Annotated in this window: 13 protein-coding genes; 12 read left to right on the forward strand and 1 reads right to left on the reverse strand. The window is 57.3% G+C overall.

What is annotated here, in order from left to right; translation table 11 throughout:
* The first annotated feature begins 79 nt into the window (after positions 1–79).
* The 11 genes from WMO36_RS07215 (at position 80) to WMO36_RS07265 (ending at position 13,402) form a co-directional block, all read left to right on the forward strand.
* Positions 80–883 carry a DeoR/GlpR family DNA-binding transcription regulator gene (locus WMO36_RS07215; protein ID WP_349077197.1) on the forward strand — a complete coding sequence of 268 codons (804 nt, stop codon included), beginning with the start codon at positions 80–82 and terminating at the stop codon, positions 881–883.
* Between the two features lie 5 nt (positions 884–888).
* Positions 889–2,139, forward strand: a complete 1,251-nt coding sequence (gene galT / locus WMO36_RS07220) for a galactose-1-phosphate uridylyltransferase (protein ID WP_033501640.1) — start codon at positions 889–891, stop codon at positions 2,137–2,139.
* 31 nt (positions 2,140–2,170) lie between these two features.
* Complete coding sequence (gene galK, locus WMO36_RS07225; RefSeq protein WP_349077198.1) at positions 2,171–3,421, forward strand: galactokinase; 1,251 nt, start codon at positions 2,171–2,173, stop codon at positions 3,419–3,421.
* 615 nt (positions 3,422–4,036) lie between these two features.
* Positions 4,037–5,644, forward strand: coding sequence for a type 2 periplasmic-binding domain-containing protein (locus tag WMO36_RS07230; RefSeq protein ID WP_039199152.1), 1,608 nt, complete (start codon positions 4,037–4,039; stop codon positions 5,642–5,644).
* A 106-nt stretch (positions 5,645–5,750) separates the two neighbouring features.
* Positions 5,751–6,722, forward strand: a complete 972-nt coding sequence (locus tag WMO36_RS07235) for an ABC transporter permease (protein WP_012578329.1) — start codon at positions 5,751–5,753, stop codon at positions 6,720–6,722.
* Between the two features lie 12 nt (positions 6,723–6,734).
* Positions 6,735–7,670: a carbohydrate ABC transporter permease gene (locus WMO36_RS07240; RefSeq protein WP_012578328.1), complete on the forward strand. Its 936-nt coding sequence runs from the start codon at positions 6,735–6,737 to the stop codon at positions 7,668–7,670.
* A gap of 61 nt (positions 7,671–7,731) precedes the next feature.
* Positions 7,732–8,409, forward strand: coding sequence for a YesL family protein (locus WMO36_RS07245; RefSeq protein WP_055428184.1), 678 nt, complete (start codon positions 7,732–7,734; stop codon positions 8,407–8,409).
* 27 nt (positions 8,410–8,436) lie between these two features.
* Complete coding sequence (locus WMO36_RS07250; RefSeq protein ID WP_349077199.1) at positions 8,437–9,528, forward strand: LacI family DNA-binding transcriptional regulator; 1,092 nt, start codon at positions 8,437–8,439, stop codon at positions 9,526–9,528.
* Positions 9,529–9,623: 95 nt separating this feature from the next.
* Positions 9,624–11,531 carry a glycoside hydrolase family 32 protein gene (locus tag WMO36_RS07255; RefSeq protein WP_039199148.1) on the forward strand — a complete coding sequence of 636 codons (1,908 nt, stop codon included), beginning with the start codon at positions 9,624–9,626 and terminating at the stop codon, positions 11,529–11,531.
* Between the two features lie 167 nt (positions 11,532–11,698).
* Complete coding sequence (locus tag WMO36_RS07260) at positions 11,699–11,971, forward strand: ACT domain-containing protein (RefSeq protein ID WP_034879504.1); 273 nt, start codon at positions 11,699–11,701, stop codon at positions 11,969–11,971.
* A 66-nt stretch (positions 11,972–12,037) separates the two neighbouring features.
* Positions 12,038–13,402 carry a PFL family protein gene (locus WMO36_RS07265; protein WP_004221323.1) on the forward strand — a complete coding sequence of 455 codons (1,365 nt, stop codon included), beginning with the start codon at positions 12,038–12,040 and terminating at the stop codon, positions 13,400–13,402.
* A 411-nt stretch (positions 13,403–13,813) separates the two neighbouring features.
* Here WMO36_RS07265 and WMO36_RS07270 read toward each other — a convergent pair whose 3' ends face one another.
* A complete protein-coding gene (locus tag WMO36_RS07270) occupies positions 13,814–14,479 on the reverse strand; it encodes a tRNA (cytidine(34)-2'-O)-methyltransferase (protein WP_081995912.1) in 666 nt (221 codons plus the stop codon).
* A gap of 19 nt (positions 14,480–14,498) precedes the next feature.
* Here WMO36_RS07270 and WMO36_RS07275 point away from each other — a divergent pair, with 19 nt between their 5' ends.
* Positions 14,499–15,443, forward strand: a complete 945-nt coding sequence (locus WMO36_RS07275; protein ID WP_180753741.1) for an A/G-specific adenine glycosylase — start codon at positions 14,499–14,501, stop codon at positions 15,441–15,443.
* Positions 15,444–15,490 lie beyond the last annotated feature (47 nt).

Genomic DNA, 15,490 nt, shown 5'->3' on the forward strand with positions numbered 1-15,490 from the left:
GTACACTTTTTTGCCAGTAAAACACGCGAAACGTTCATCTCAGTTTTTATTTTGAGTGAACATGTGCGATAATGTTCGAATGATATCGTCACAACGTCAACATTTGATTTTGAGCAGGTTGCGTACCCGCGGTGCGGTGCGTATCACCGCATTGTCCAAAGAATTGGGTGTTTCCGCCATGACTATCCGTCGCGATATCGCCGATCTGGCCGACAAGGGTTTGCTGAAACGCGTGCACGGCGGCGCCGTCACCACCAGCACGCTGCTGAGCGAGCCGCTGTTCTCTGTAAAGTCGCAGATGGACATCGGCCTCAAAGACGCCATCGCACAGGAAGCCATCAAATATGTGGCGCCCGGCGACGTGATCGCCGTCGGCGGCGGCACCACGGCATACGTGTTCGCGCAACATCTGCTTGAATCGCAGCAGTCATCGGGCATAACCATCCTCACCAACTCCATTCCGGTGGCAGAACTGGTGCAGGCGCTGGAATCGAAAGACGTGGAAGTCATCGTGACCGGCGGCGTGACCACCCGATCCAACTCGCTCGTAGGGCCGATTGCCGACAAGGTGGTGTCCTCCCTGCGCGTCAACACAGTCTTCCTGGGCACGCATTCCGTGTCCATTCCGCGCGGCTTCCTCATGCCGAACTCGCTTGAGGCTGCAACCGATATGGCAATGATGGACATTGCCGATCGAACCATAATTTTGACCGATCACACCAAGTGGAGCTGCACATCATTGTCGCTTTTCGCACGCTTCGACCAGGTGGACACGGTCATTACCGATGATGGACTAGACCCCGATTCGGTTGGGAAAACAAGGGATTTGGTTAAAGAGCTCGTGCTGGCGCACCAGAGCGAGCCTATTCAGGAAGGTGAATAACCATAATGAGTGAATTCGCAAACTACACTCCCGGAGAGTACGCGAAGGAGCACATTCGCATCACGCCGACCACGCTCGCCGATGGCCGTGCGTTCTTCTACCTCGACGATGATCCGGAATATGTTTCCGGCGCGAAGACGCGCGAACTGAACGATCCTCGTCAGCTGGCATACCGCTTCTCCAACCAGCTCAACGCAGCCGGTGAGGAAGTGCCGTACGCCGCTCCGGAAATGCGTCGCGATCCACTGACCGGCGATTGGATTCCGATGGCGACCGCACGCATGAACCGCCCGATCACCGCAGGACCGGGTGCCACCGCCAAAGGCAACCCGCTGGCCGCACGCAAGCCGGGCGACCCGTATCAGGACGGCGAAGTGCCGGATACCGACTACAACGTGGTCGTGTTCGAAAACCGCTTCCCGTCGATGGTTCGAGTGCCGGGCCGTTCCGAAGCCGTGGAATACGTCAACGGCAACCCGCTGTGGGAGAAGAAGCTCGCCGCAGGCCGCTGCGAAGTGATCTGCTTCGACCCGGACGAAAACGGTCTGCCGGCGGATCTGCCGGTCTCCCGTCTGCGCACCGTTGTGGAAGCATGGGCGTTCCGTACCGCCGAAATCTCCAAGATGGAAGGCATCGAACAGATCTTCCCGTTCGAAAACCACGGACAGGAAATCGGCGTCTCCCTGGCACACCCTCACGGACAGGTCTACTGCTACCCGTTCATCGCGCCGAAGATGGAAGCCGAACTCAAGCAGACCGAAGCCTACCATGAGAAGACCGGCGGCAACCTGCTCAAGGATCTCATGAACTCCGAAATCGAAGCTGGGGAGCGCATCGTCATGCGCAACCACAGCTGGGTGGCCTACGTGCCAGCCGCAGCCCGCTGGCCCCTCGAGGTACATGTGGCCCCGGTGCGCGACGTGCTCACCCTCGACGAGCTCAACGACCAGGAACGTTGGGATCTGGCCGTCATGTACTCCACCCTGCTCAAGCGCGGCAACGCGTTCTTCGACAAGGGCGACGGCAAGGGCATGGACCTGCCATACATCGCAGCATGGCACCAGGCTCCGATCCACGACGCACGCCGTGAAAACTACCGCCTGAACCTGCAGTTCTTCTCGTTCCGCCGCGCAGCCAACAAGATCAAGTATCTGGCCGGATCCGAATCCGGCATGGCCGCATGGGTTTCCGACACCACGCCGGAACTCATCGCCAAGCGCTTCCACGAGCTCGGACCAATCGACATCGAAGGCTGAAAACCAATAAAACCCAAAGGACAAAACACCAATGACTGCTGTTGAATTCATTGAGCCGCTTTCGCATGACGAAGGCGTGAAGATCGCCGTCGACCTGTTCAAGGCCACCTACGGTGAGGAACCGGCTGGCGTATGGGCCGCACCGGGCCGTGTGAACCTGATTGGCGAGCACACCGACTACAACGCGGGCCTGTGCCTGCCGATCGCACTGCCGCACCGCACGTTCATCGCGCTCAAGCCGCGTGAAGACACCAAGGTGCGCGTGGTTTCCGACGTCGACCCCGAAAACGTTACCGAAGCCGACCTCGACGGTCTGCAGGCCGGTGGTGTGGAAGGCTGGGCCGCCTACCCGGTGGGTGTGGCCTGGGCATTGCGCGAAGCCGGCTTCAACGCCGTGCAAGGCTTCGATGCGGCATTCTCTTCCTGCGTGCCGCTCGGATCGGGCCTGAGCTCGTCCGCCGCCATGACCTGCTCGACCGCGCTGGCCCTGGATGACGTGTACGGCTTGGGCTACGGCGCTTCCGACGCCGGCCGTGTGACGCTGATCAACGCCGCCATCAAGTCCGAGAACGACATGGCCGGCGCCTCCACCGGCGGCCTCGACCAGAACGCCTCCATGCGCTGCACGTTCGGCCATGCGCTGCGCCTGGACTGCCGCCCGGAGCTGAGCCCGCTGGAGAATGTCTCCCAGCAGGAGTTCGATCTCGACAAGTACGGTCTGGAGCTGATGGTGCTCGACACTCAGGCTCCGCACCAGCTCAACGACGGCCAGTATGCCCAGCGCCGCGCCACCTGCGAGAAGGCCGCCGAAATCCTCGGCGTGGCCAACCTGCGTGTGGTTGCCGACAGCATCGCCAAGTCCGACGATCCGTTCCAGGCGCTCAAGGAAACGCTCGACAAGCTGGAAGACGACACGATGAAGAAGCGCGTGCGTCATGTGATCACTGAGATTGCGCGCGTCAACTCCTTCGTACGTGCCTTCGCCAACGGCAAGATCGACGAAGCCGGACGACTGTTCAACGCGTCTCATGATTCGCTCGCAGCCGACTACGAAGTGACCGTTCCCGAACTCGACATCGCCGTGGAAGTGGCCCGCGCCAACGGTGCATACGGCGCACGCATGACCGGCGGCGGCTTCGGCGGCTCCATCATCGCGCTGGTGGACAAGGGCCAGGGCCACGAAATCGCACAGAAGATTGCTGACCGCTTCGAAAAGGAAGGTTTCAACGCACCTCGCGCCTTGCCGGCGTTCGCTGCGGCTTCCGCGAGCCGCGAGGCCTGATCGCAGAAGCTGATGCAAAAACGCGCGTTGGCGCACGTCCATGAAAAGGACGTGCGCCAACGCGCGTTTTTCATGATTTACTGTGGACCAGATGGCGCACGGCGTATCCCGCGGCGATGGACAGCAGACACGATGCCGAATGCTTCATCTCCGGCTCCCGGTGCGGCTACGTGTTTGGCCTGGTGCCGTCTGTGATCGTATTCGTGCTCCCCTCCTTCTTCCTGAAGGAGGGGAGCATCTTTCGTAAGTAGCGACGTGTCGACTTGGTGGCCGTCCTGTTCGGCTACGTTTTTGTGCGTGCAGTGGATGGGCGGTACGTGTATTTGATGAAAACGATACGTTATACGATTAACGGCGTGTCGCGATGTGGGTGATTCCGGTGTTCTGCAAGAACGGCAGTATAGAGCCGAAGTTTACGTTTGCGACGCTGGGGGGACTGGTCGATGAGAGTGTTAACTATTGAGATAAACGATTAACGTTTGACATTAAACGATTAACGATTTATAGTGTTAACCACCGCAAGGAAACAACCACAAAGCAAGTGGCTGACGGGGTCGTACCGGTGCGTCTTACATCGGTACGGGGAGGAAACATCAAGGAAGAAGGAGCCTAATCATGGCACGAAGAAGTGTTCGCCTGTTGGCATCAATAGCTGCAGTCGCGACTATGGTCACGACGTTTGCCGCCTGCGGCAACAAGCAGGCCACCACAGACGAGAACGGCAAGCCAATCGTCAATATTCTGGTTCGTCGCAACGTGACCGACCATCCGATGCAGGACACCCAGTACACCAAGGATCTGGAAGCCGCCTGCGATTGCACCATCAAGTGGCAGGAAGTCTCCGACAACGCTTGGGGTCAGCAGAAGAGCGCCAAGATGGCCGCCGGTGAATTCCCGGACATTGGCTTGAGCTTGTTCAGCATGGTGGATGCGGCCAAGTACAGCACCTATTTCGAGGATCTCAAGCCGCATCTGGACAAGATGCCGAACGTCAAGAAGTTCCTCAAGGCCCAGCCGGGCGCCGCGAAGTACGTTACCGATGGCACCAAGATCGCCATGCTGCCCTCCGACCGCGGCAAGGGTTACGAGGTTTCCGGCACTCACATGTTCATCAACAAGACCTGGCTGGACAAGCTGGGACTCCAGATGCCGACCACTTGGGACGAGCTCGAGAACGTGCTCGATGCATTCAAGACCCAGGATCCGAACGGCAACGGCAAGGCTGATGAGGTGCCGATGAATATCCGCAGCCTCGGCTTCGGCCTGTGGAGCCCTCTGGCGCTGATGAACTCCGAAGGCGTGGTCACCTCCTTCATGGGCGGTGGCGCTTCCGAACAGGGCTATTATGTGGACAACGGCAAGGTTAAGAGCTATTACACCTCCGACGCGCTCAAGGACGTCGTCTCCTACCTGCACGGACTCATGGCCAAGGGCCTTATCCCGAAGGATGTGCTCACCCGCGACGCCTCGCAATACACTTCGCAGACCGTCAGTGACGGCAAGACCGCGCTGACCGGCGTCTCCTTCGGTTGGTCCAACTACGCCGAATACGGCAACGCGCTTGGCGACCAGTACGTCACCCTGCCGCCGCTGAAGAAGGACGCCTCCACGCCCGACTCCCAGGTCAAGTGGGATTATTCCCAGGACGCCTGCCGCTGGGCCTACTCCGGTTCCGGCCTGACCGTCAACCCGAACGCAGCCAACCAGGACGCCATCTACAAGGTGATCGACGCCATGTATGGCGAGAAGCTTTCCGTGGCTGGATTCTTCGGCTCTATTCCAGATATCGTCTCCGATGACGGCGACCACCAGTACACCATCGACAAGGCTAAAGCCTACGCCGAATATCCTGATACCCGCGCCGTCGCCCTGCAGGACCGCTTCGGTGGCTGGATTCGCGACGACGTGAAGATGGTCAACGACACCAACGCCGACCAGGTCACTGCGTCCGATTTGGCCATTCGTGAGGCGCGCAACCGCGTCGACGGCGTCAAGGATGTCGTACCGATTTACGTGCGCCCGGATACCGAGGACTCCAACACCCTGCAAAACAACAACACCGCCATCTCCAACTACGCGAACAACCAGATCGCGAAGTGGGTCCAGAAGGGCGGCATCGACAAGGAATGGGATGCCTACGTGAAAAAGGTGTCCGAACCGACCCTCGGCCTCGACGCCAACATCAAGATTTGGCAGAAGTGGTACGACAAGTACACCAAGTAGCCAAGTAATACCGCGGGGTCCATCGCACGGGTTCGTTTCTCTCCCGTGACTGCCGCCGGACCCCGCATTTTTGTTCCCTAGCAATCATCCTAAATTGGAGACCAACATGAGTGCACAAACATCGCAAGGCGTTGCTGCACGGACCGTGGCGATGGAAGCGGCTCCCGACCGCAAGAAACCAGGTCTGCTCGATCGCATCGCCGACCATTTACGTCGCTACTGGCAGTTGTGGATTCTTTCCGCTCCGGCATTGTTCTTCGTGGGACTGTTCTCCTACGTGCCGATGTGGGGCATCCAGCTCGCCTTCCGCGAGTTCGATCCGACCAAAGGCCTGACCGGCGGCAAATTCGTCGGTTTCAAATACTTCCTGGAATTCTTCCACAACCCGCTGTTTGGCGAGATCATGACCAACACCATCCGCATTTCCCTTTGGACACTGGTCATGGGCTTCATTTTTCCGATTATTCTGGCCCTGCTGATCAATCAGATCGGTTCTAAGAAAATCAAGGGTTTCGTACAAACGATCACCTACATGCCCCACTTCATCTCCGTGGTGGTCATCGTCTCCATGCTCAACATCTTCCTGACTCCTGGTACCGGCATTCTCGGTCGCTTCTTCGGTGATGAATCACTGATGGGCTCCACCAGCGCCATCACCGCGGTCTATTGGATCTCCGAAGTCTGGCAGCATGTTGGTTGGAACTCCATCATCTACCTGGCTGCGCTCGCCGGTGTGAACACATCGCTGTACGAGGCGGCGAAGATCGACGGTGCAGGCCGTCTGCAGTTGATTCGCTACGTCGATATTCCTGCGATCATGCCGACATGTGCGATCCTGCTCATCATGAACATGGGCTCCGTGCTCAACGTGGGCTTCGACAAGATCTATCTGATGCAGAATTCGCTGAACATGCCGGCCACCGAAGTCATCGCCACATACACCTACAAAATCGGTATTATCAATGGCCAATACTCGTATTCGACGGCAATTGGCCTGTTCAACACCTTGGTCAACTTCATCTTCCTGATCACCGCGAATGCAATCGCCAAGCGCGTTTCCGATACGAGCATTTTCTAGAAGGGTTTTATCATGTCTGCAACAATTGAGGCTGTTACCCAGAACAAGAACGACATTCCCTGGAACAAGCACGTGCGCCAGAAGCAGAAGCCAGGTGACCTGGCGGTGTCGGGCATCATCAATGTGCTGCTGCTCCTGACCATTGTGGCGGTGCTCTACCCGCTGTGGTTCGTGGTCATCGCATCATTTTCAAATCCGAACGCCGTGGCCGGCGGTGAAGTGCTGCTGCTACCCAAGGGTGTGACCTTCGTTGGCTATGCTAAGGTGTTCGCCAACCAGCGCATCTGGCAGGGCTATCTCAACACCATCATCTATTCGGTGGTCGGCACCGCGGTCAACATGGCAGTGACCATTCCCTGCGCCTTCGCGCTATCCCGTCGCGAGTTCAAGCCGCGACGCGTGATCATGTTCCTGTTCACCGTGACCATGTTCATCGCCGGCGGCCTGATTCCGAACTACCTGCTGTACAAGAGCCTCGGCATCAACAACAGCATGTGGGTGTTCATCCTGCCTGGCGCAGTTTCCGTGTACAACGTGATCGTGGCCCGCTCCTTCTTCGAAACCTCTATCCCCGAAGAGCTCTTCGACGCGGCCCAGATCGACGGGCTGAGCTACTTTGGCTACTTCTTCAAGATTGTGCTGCCGTTAAGCTCCGCGATTCTGGCTGTAATTGGTCTGTACTACTTTGTCGGCCACTGGAACGACTTCATGACGGGCCTTATCTACATCACCGACGACAAGAAGCAGCCATTGCAGGTGGTGTTGCAGCAGTTGCTACTGGTGGCGCAGGGTACTGGAACCAATGTCAACGCGGCTGCGCAGCAGCAGGCCGCCGATCAGATCAAGTTCGGCATCATCATCGTCTCTACCCTGCCTCTGCTTGTGCTCTATCCGTTCTTGCAGAAGTACTTCAACAAGGGCGTGATGCTCGGCGCGGTCAAGGGTTGAGTCAAACGCAATCCGACAAGAGATAACCAATCTAAAAGCCAGCCGATAGAAAGGATTCGCTATGCTTGCCCGCTTCTCTGTGGCCTACGAGCGGTTCTGCCGTCTGCTAGTCGCGATTTTCGTGGTCAACGTGGCCATACTCGCGCACACTCTGATGGGAGCCGTCGTGCTGGGATTTCTCCCCTCGTTCGCGGCTGCGCAGGCTACGTTCCGTGCGTGGGTGCTTTCTGAGGACCGTTCAATGCGGGCCAAGGAAGTTTGGAAGACGTTTCACGGCTTCTGGAAAAGCGAAGTCAAGCGCGCGAATCTTTTCGGTTGGCCTTTGATTATTCTCTGGGCCGTGGTCATCGTCGACTACTGCGTAATGAACTGGCATGCTCGCGGCGATTTCGACATCATGGTTTCCGGCGTGCTGCTGCTCATCATCGTAGTTTTGGCAGTGTTCTCGTCCTTGGTTTGGGTGGTGCGCGCGAACTATGAAGAGAATTCCGTCTGGATTGTTCGTACAACACTGGCGATGATTGTGGCACGCCCGTTGTGCAGCCTTCTGCAGGTTGGACTGCTGATTCTTACCGTGCTTGTATGGGTGCAATGGCCTGGAATTCTCATGGTGTTCGGCTTGTCGCTGCCGATGTTCTGCACAGCCTGGATTATTTATTCATTCGGCCGTCTGCCTGGAATGGACATTCATGACCGCATGGAACAGAGCGCGGGCCACGCCCGAAACCAGACATCGTGACATGTTCGCAAAAAAGGGGGTGATAAAATGGTGCAGTCGTCAGTAAGGCAACGAGTGAACAGGTCCAAACGATTGGTATCCATCAAAGACATAGCTAAGGAAGCGGGTGTTTCCGTATGCACTGTGTCTTTGGTTATGAACAACAAGGATCACAATCGCGTCAGCAAGGCGGTTGCGCAGAAAATCCGTGCGACTGCCGAGAACATGGGGTACAAGCCCAATTCCGTGGCGCGTACCCTACGTACCAACAAATCCAACGCCTTGGGATTTGTGACCGATGAGATCGCCACGACCCCGTACGCGAGCAAGGTACTCGAAGGTGCGCAGGATGCTGCGAGCAAGCTCGGATACATACTGCTTACCACGAACACCAATAATGACGCTGAACTCGAGAACCAAGAAATATCCGCCCTGCTCCGATACAACGTGGATGGCTTCCTATACGCCATGATGTTCCACCGCAAAGTGGACATTCCCGAAGTCTTGGAAGGCAGCCCGACCGTGGTGGTGGACAGTGAGGATGCAGCGGGGCGAGTTCCCTCGGTCTACCCCGATGATGAACTGGCGGGGTATGATGCCACCGACCGTCTGATCAAAGCTGGATGCAGACGCATCGTCTACTACGGTTCCGCAACCCCCATCGTCGCGCAAGGTCAACGTCTGACTGGTTACCGACGTGCGCTTGCGGAAGCAGGCATTCCATTCGATGACGCTTTGGTTGTCGAAGTATCGGAATTTACTAACGCGGACGATGAAGCGGCGCGGGTGTTCGACGAAATCAAGCCGGACGGCATCTTTTGTTTCAACGATGTGCGCGCCACTTTCATCTACGAAGCCGCACGCGAACGCGGAGTGCGCATCGGCGCTGACGTGTCGGTGATCAGCATCGATAACCAGCCGTTCATCACTAATGTGATCAAACCATCACTGACTACGCTGGAACTACCCCATTATGAGATGGGTTTTGAAGCGGTTCGGCAACTTGTCGCCATACTTGACGGCGACAAGGCCGTAGCCGATCTTGAGTCCGATCGTAGCATGGCGGTGCAGAGGCAACGTGATGGCAGCAAAACAGCATTGCGCTGCCGCATCATCGAACGCGATTCCATCGTGTCGTGACGGACGTTTCTTTCCGTATTTGTTTTTCTAATTATCTGTTTTTCAATGCGTAGCCACGTGATATCCGATCATGTGGCGCTGTGGAGGAGATCATTATGCCTGACAACTATTCCGTTGCCATCGAAACCGGCGGCTACCGTCTGCTGGAATTGTTCGCCGAAAGATGCGGCGATGACGCTGCCGTCACCATTACAGACGGGGACGGCCATCAAATCGCCAGCCATGCCATGCCGGTGGCCGAGCGTCGTCACCATTTCTTGATTCCGGTGCCGACGAACGTGCGTATTACGGTGAGTGCGCACCGACTGACCGTACGGTTCGCCTACTTGTCCGAGTGTGAGAATCTCCTTGATGAAGGCGTGCGTTTCATCAGCATGAATCCGTACGACAATGAATGGGATACGCAGCCGACGCTGGAGCAGATCTATGATCGCTTCGCTCGCCCTGCGGCGCATTTCGAGCCATTCGCTCGCTGGATGAATGATCCTAACGGCCTGTGTCGTTTCCAAGGACGCTACCATCTGTTCTACCAATTCAATCCGTATGGTTTTGGCTGGGACAATATGCACTGGGGGCATGCGGTGAGCCGCGATCTGGTGCATTGGACGCATCTGCCAATCTTCCTCGAACCGCAGCCGGAGCTGCATATCGACGAACGCATCGTTGGTGGCGCGTTCTCCGGATCCGCGGTGACGGTGGATGCGTGTGACAATCCCTGCAAGGGTGATGATGCGGCCGCTATTCGCCTGTATCTAACCCGGCACCTGGAGACTCGCGGAGACGAATCGTCTGTTACTGAATACCAGACCACCTGCTTGTGTGAGGATGGCGTGCATGTGAGTGTCGAATCTCCGGTCGCGTTGCGCGTTAACGATGGTTTTGGCTTCGATTTCCGTGATCCGAAGGTGGAAACCGGCATGTCTGGCGAGGCTATCAATCCGGAACGCGCTTACATGGTGACCGCCACGAATCTGCCGGTCTCCGAATTCGATACTGATGCTGTGTCCTCCGCGGCGCCTGGCATCAGCGTACAGGGTACAGACGGCTGGTTCACATGCGGTCCGCAAGGCAGGCCCGGCACCGACAAGCCCAATATGGACACGGTGCCTGCCATGGCGCTCTTCTCCGCGAAGAAACCACTCAAGCGCAACGTGACGTGGCAGTATGAAGGACCGGTGCTCGCCGATTTCGGCCACCAGCTATCGCGTACCTACGAATGTCCTGACCTGTTCCAGCTCGACGGCAAGACAGTCGCCATCGGCGCGTTGATGCACTACCGTGACAAGCAAGGTCGTTTCCAGCAGGTGCGTTGGTATGTTGGTGATCTCAAGGACACCGCCGAAGGTCCACGTTTGCAGGTAGAGAACAGCGATTGGTGCGATTTCGGTACCGGCTACTATGCCACGCAAAGCTTTGCCGACGACGGGCGTCGTATCGTGTTCGGATGGTATACCGACTTTCCCGCGATGCGTGTGGAAAAGCCGTGCATCGCCAACGGCATGATGTCGCTGCCACGTGAACTGCACGTGCGTGACGGCCGCTTGACCAGCCGTCCTGTCAAAGAAGCGTACGAGCAGCTGCTAGGCGATCGTTTGGAAGCGCATGCAGACGAAAACGGGACCTTCTTTATTGTGCCGAACAACGCGTATTACACGGACATGCATCTGGCCGACGATGACGATTTCACAATGCTCATCGCGACCGGTACCAATCCCGCCAATGGTGATTCGACTGAATTGCAGCTGCAGCGTCGCGACGGCGTGACCCGACTGGTCACGAAGGGAACAGTCGTGGACGACATCGATTTCGATAGCGGCATCGCCGACGTGCGTCGCGTCGAAATCTTCTTCGACCGCAATGTGGTGGAAGTCTTCCTTAACAACGGGGAAGCGGCCGGCAGCATGCTGTTCCAAGGTGCGGACGGCGATGGCGAGTTCCGTTTTGTTGCCGACGGCAAGGTCGATTGCGTGGATGTGCGTGTGCTCGACGGCATCTGGCGGTGACATACAGCTGCTACAGAGGCAGGTGATATCCGACAGTCATCTCAGTATGTAAGGCAAATAGATGGAAGGCACGTGTTTTGGCACGTGCCTTCCCTATACTTGAGGGCACGTCCGGCAATTCGCCGAGACGGCAACTGGATATTCGCACCTAACGTTTAGGGAGTTCCATGAACAAGGCAATCATCACCGTCGTCGGTCAGGATACTGTCGGCATCATCGCACGCGTCTGCACATACCTTTCCGAACATCAGGTCAACGTGCTTGACATTTCCCAGACCATCATCGACGGTTTCTTCAACATGATGATGATTGTGGATTATTCCAACGCCGACAAGGAATTCGGCGAGGTCGTGGACGATCTCGACAAGCTTGGCGAGGAGATCGGCGTGCGCATCCGCTGCCAGCGCGAGGAGATCTTCACCAAGATGCACCGCGTCTGATCCGCGGCATACGTGAGCCACGCAAGTAATCGAAGCCACGAATCGTACTAATCGTAAGGAAAAACCATGCTGAATATCATGGAGGTCCACGAGACCAACAAGATGATCGAGCAGGAGAAGCTCGACGTACGCACCATCACCATGGGCATCAGCCTGCTGGACTGCGCGGCCGACAGCGTCGACGAAGTCTGCGACAACATCTACAACAAAATCACCACGTACGCCAAGGATCTCGTATCCACCGGCAAAGCCATCGAACGCGACTACGGCATTCCGATCGTCAACAAGCGCATCACCGTCACCCCAATTTCCTTGGTCGGCGCAAGCTCGTGCAAAACGTCGGATGATTTCGTGAAAATCGCGCATGCGCTTGACAAGGCGGCGAAGAAGGTCGGCGTCGACCTGATCGGCGGCTACTCCGCTCTCGTATCCAAGTCCATGACCCCCGCCGAAGAGCTGCTCATCCGCTCCCTGCCGAAGGCGCTGAGCGAAACCGACATTGTCTGCTCGTCCGTCAACGTGGGATCCACTAAGACCGGCATCGACATGAACTCCGTCGAACTGCTCGGCCACATTATCAAAGACATCGCACATGCCACCGCAGATAACGATTCCTACGGATGCGTGAAATTCGTGGCATTCTGCAATGCCCCGGACGACAATCCGTTCATGGCAGGTGGCTTCCATGGCGTAACCGAAGGCGACGCGGTCATCAACGTCGGCGTTTCCGGCCCAGGCGTGGTTTCCCGCGCGCTCGACGAAGCCAAGGGCAAGGACTTCGAATTCCTGTGCGAAACCATCAAGCGCACCGCGTTCAAGATCACGCGCGTCGGCCAGCTGGTGGCACAGGAGGCATCCCGTCGCCTCGGCATTCCATTCGGCATCATCGACCTTTCCCTCGCACCGACCCCGGCCGTAGGCGACTCCGTCGGCGAAGTGCTTGAGAAGATCGGCCTCGAACAGGTTGGTGCACCGGGCACCACCGCGGCGCTCGCCATGCTCAACGATCAGGTGAAGAAGGGCGGCATCATGGCGTCCTCCTACGTCGGCGGACTGTCCGGCGCGTTCATCCCTGTCTCCGAAGACAAGAACATGATCGATGCGGCAACCAATGGCTGCCTGAAGATCGAAAAGCTTGAGGCCATGACCTGCGTGTGCTCCGTCGGACTTGACATGATCGCCATTCCGGGAGACACCACCGCATCCACCATTTCCGGCATCATCGCCGATGAGGCCGCGATCGGCATGGTCAACCAGAAGACCACGGCTGTGCGCGTGATTCCGGTTGAAGGCAAAGGCGTAGGGGAGATGGCCAACTTCGGCGGCCTGATGGGATATGCGCCGATCATTCCAGTCAACCAGACCAGCTGCGAAGCTTTCGTGACTCGAGGCGGTCGCATCCCCGCCCCAATTCACAGCTTCAAAAACTAGCCCCTCCCTTCCCTCTTCCCGATGCATGCTTGTCGCGTGCGATTCATTCTTGCGATTTGTGCTTGCGTTGGGTGCATAAGCTGCTGTAATGGGGAGGTCGCAGAAGAGCGGGATATTCTATTCGCGACACACTCAAGGCCGTTCGGCCAAGCTTACGGTCTCGAACAGAATATCCGGCTCTTCTGCTCGCTTTCGTACATTTCGTTGTGTCTTGCATAAAAGAAAAGAAACTTACTTAAGTTGAACTCAGCGTAGCGGGAGAGGCGGCGGGGTCTGTTTCAGACCGTAAAGACTTGGCCTGAGCGGCCTGGAGCGTGTCGGGAATAGACCCCGCCGCCTCTCCCGCGGAATTTGCTATACAAAAGCAAGTAAATTATTGAAAAACCTAGAAGTTGGCAGGCAGGGGAGGGGTCACTGGCCGCCGGCGAAGCCTAGCTGGCGCCAAGCTTCGTAGATGGCGATGGACGCGCAGTTGGTGAGGTTCAGGGAGCGCAGGCTTGGGCGCATTGGCAATCGCACCTGTTCGGTCACGTGCGGCCCGGCCATAATATCCATCGGATCGGGAATATTGCCCGGCTCCGGGCCGAACAGCAGAATGTCGGTCGGTTTGTATTCGATGTCGGTATACAGTTTGGTGGCATGTGCGGTGAACGCGATGATGCGAGAATTCGGCATGGATTCCACTAGGTTTTCAAAATTCGGGTGTAATACCACGTGCGCCATGTCGTGATAATCCAATCCGGCGCGGCGCAGCTTCGTATCGCGCAGATTGAATCCAAGCGGCTCCACCAAATGCAGGATCGTGCCGGTCACTGCGCACAGGCGGATTGCCGAACCGGTGTTGCCTGGAATTCGGGGGGAGTAGTAGCACAGGTGGGGCGTGGAGGTTTCGGCTTTTGCCGCGTCTTCGGCCGACAGCATCGCGTCGACTACGGAAATCGGATTGCCGTGCGCATCGGTCACGAGTTCGTCCGGGCCGTAATTCGATTTGCGGTAGCCGTATTCGAACATTTTCTCGACTTTGGCTTCCGCTGCGTTTGCGCCTTGCGCGTCATTGGTATGCTCTTCGTTCGTCATGAATGCAAGAATAGGTACGATGAACGACACGAATGGGAATAATGCTGAAATCGAAAACGCCGAAGCTGTGGCGGTCGCGCTCGCCGAATGGTGGCATGCCTCGGCGCGTGATCTGCCGTGGCGATTCGGCCGTGCCACGCCATGGGGTGTGCTTGTTTCCGAGGTGATGAGCCAGCAGACGCAGATGAGCCGTGTGGTGCCGTATTGGAACGATTGGATGGAGCGTTGGCCTGATGCGGCTGCGCTTGCAGGTGCGGCGAAATCTGATGTGATCACTGCCTGGGGCAGGCTTGGATACCCTCGGCGCGCGTTGCGCTTGCAGGAATGCGCTCGTGTGGTCGCTTCCGACTATGGCAATGAGCTGCCGCGAACATACGATAAGCTGTTGGCTCTGCCGGGGATCGGCGATTACACGGCCAGCGCAGTGATGAGTTTCGCATTCGGCGAGCGCATCGCGGTGGTAGATACGAATATTCGCAGGGTGCTTTCGCGTGTTTTCCTTGGTGTGGAGTCGCTTGGCGGTGCGGCGAGTCCTGCTGAGCGTGCATTGGCGAGGCAAGTGTTGCCACAGGATGGTGTGTCGAAATGCAGGCGGTTCGACCGTTCTTCGGTGGTGTGGAATCAGTCGGTTATGGAATTGGGTGCGATTGTGTGTGCGGCGAAATCGCCGTTGTGTGAGGTGTGTCCAGTTTCTTCGCTGTGTGTGTTTTTGCGTGATGGACGACCGGGATTGGGGGAGCGTCGTACAAGGCCGCGTCAGCGTTTTCAGGGTACGGATCGTCAGGTGCGTGGACTGGTGCTGAATGCGTTGCGTAATCTGCCGGAAGGTGAGATTGCCGTCGATCGTAAGTCGCTTGAACGATTGTGGAATGATCATATCCAACTTGACCGTTGTATCGCGTCGTTGGATGAGGATGGTCTTATTGAGATCCTGCCGAATGCGGCTGTGCGTCTTCCGGTATGAAAAGGCGGGTGCCGATGTTCTTTGGATGCGCGCACGCTAGACTGTGG

Source organism: Bifidobacterium hominis (genome assembly GCF_040095915.1).
Taxonomy (GTDB): Bacteria; Actinomycetota; Actinomycetes; order Actinomycetales; family Bifidobacteriaceae; genus Bifidobacterium; species Bifidobacterium hominis.

Excerpts from the sequence above, each read along its gene's own strand:
- WMO36_RS07215 (WP_349077197.1), top strand. The coding sequence starts at position 80 with ATGATATCGTCACAACGTCAACATTTGATTTTGAGCAGGTTGCGTACC.
- galT (WP_033501640.1), top strand. The coding sequence starts at position 889 with ATGAGTGAATTCGCAAACTACACTCCCGGAGAGTACGCGAAGGAGCAC.
- galK (WP_349077198.1), top strand. The coding sequence starts at position 2,171 with ATGACTGCTGTTGAATTCATTGAGCCGCTTTCGCATGACGAAGGCGTG.
- WMO36_RS07230 (WP_039199152.1), top strand. The coding sequence starts at position 4,037 with ATGGCACGAAGAAGTGTTCGCCTGTTGGCATCAATAGCTGCAGTCGCG.
- WMO36_RS07235 (WP_012578329.1), top strand. The coding sequence starts at position 5,751 with ATGAGTGCACAAACATCGCAAGGCGTTGCTGCACGGACCGTGGCGATG.
- WMO36_RS07240 (WP_012578328.1), top strand. The coding sequence starts at position 6,735 with ATGTCTGCAACAATTGAGGCTGTTACCCAGAACAAGAACGACATTCCC.
- WMO36_RS07245 (WP_055428184.1), top strand. The coding sequence starts at position 7,732 with ATGCTTGCCCGCTTCTCTGTGGCCTACGAGCGGTTCTGCCGTCTGCTA.
- WMO36_RS07250 (WP_349077199.1), top strand. The coding sequence starts at position 8,437 with ATGGTGCAGTCGTCAGTAAGGCAACGAGTGAACAGGTCCAAACGATTG.
- WMO36_RS07255 (WP_039199148.1), top strand. The coding sequence starts at position 9,624 with ATGCCTGACAACTATTCCGTTGCCATCGAAACCGGCGGCTACCGTCTG.
- WMO36_RS07260 (WP_034879504.1), top strand. The coding sequence starts at position 11,699 with ATGAACAAGGCAATCATCACCGTCGTCGGTCAGGATACTGTCGGCATC.
- WMO36_RS07265 (WP_004221323.1), top strand. The coding sequence starts at position 12,038 with ATGCTGAATATCATGGAGGTCCACGAGACCAACAAGATGATCGAGCAG.
- WMO36_RS07270 (WP_081995912.1), bottom strand. The coding sequence starts at position 14,479 with ATGACGAACGAAGAGCATACCAATGACGCGCAAGGCGCAAACGCAGCG.
- WMO36_RS07275 (WP_180753741.1), top strand. The coding sequence starts at position 14,499 with ATGAACGACACGAATGGGAATAATGCTGAAATCGAAAACGCCGAAGCT.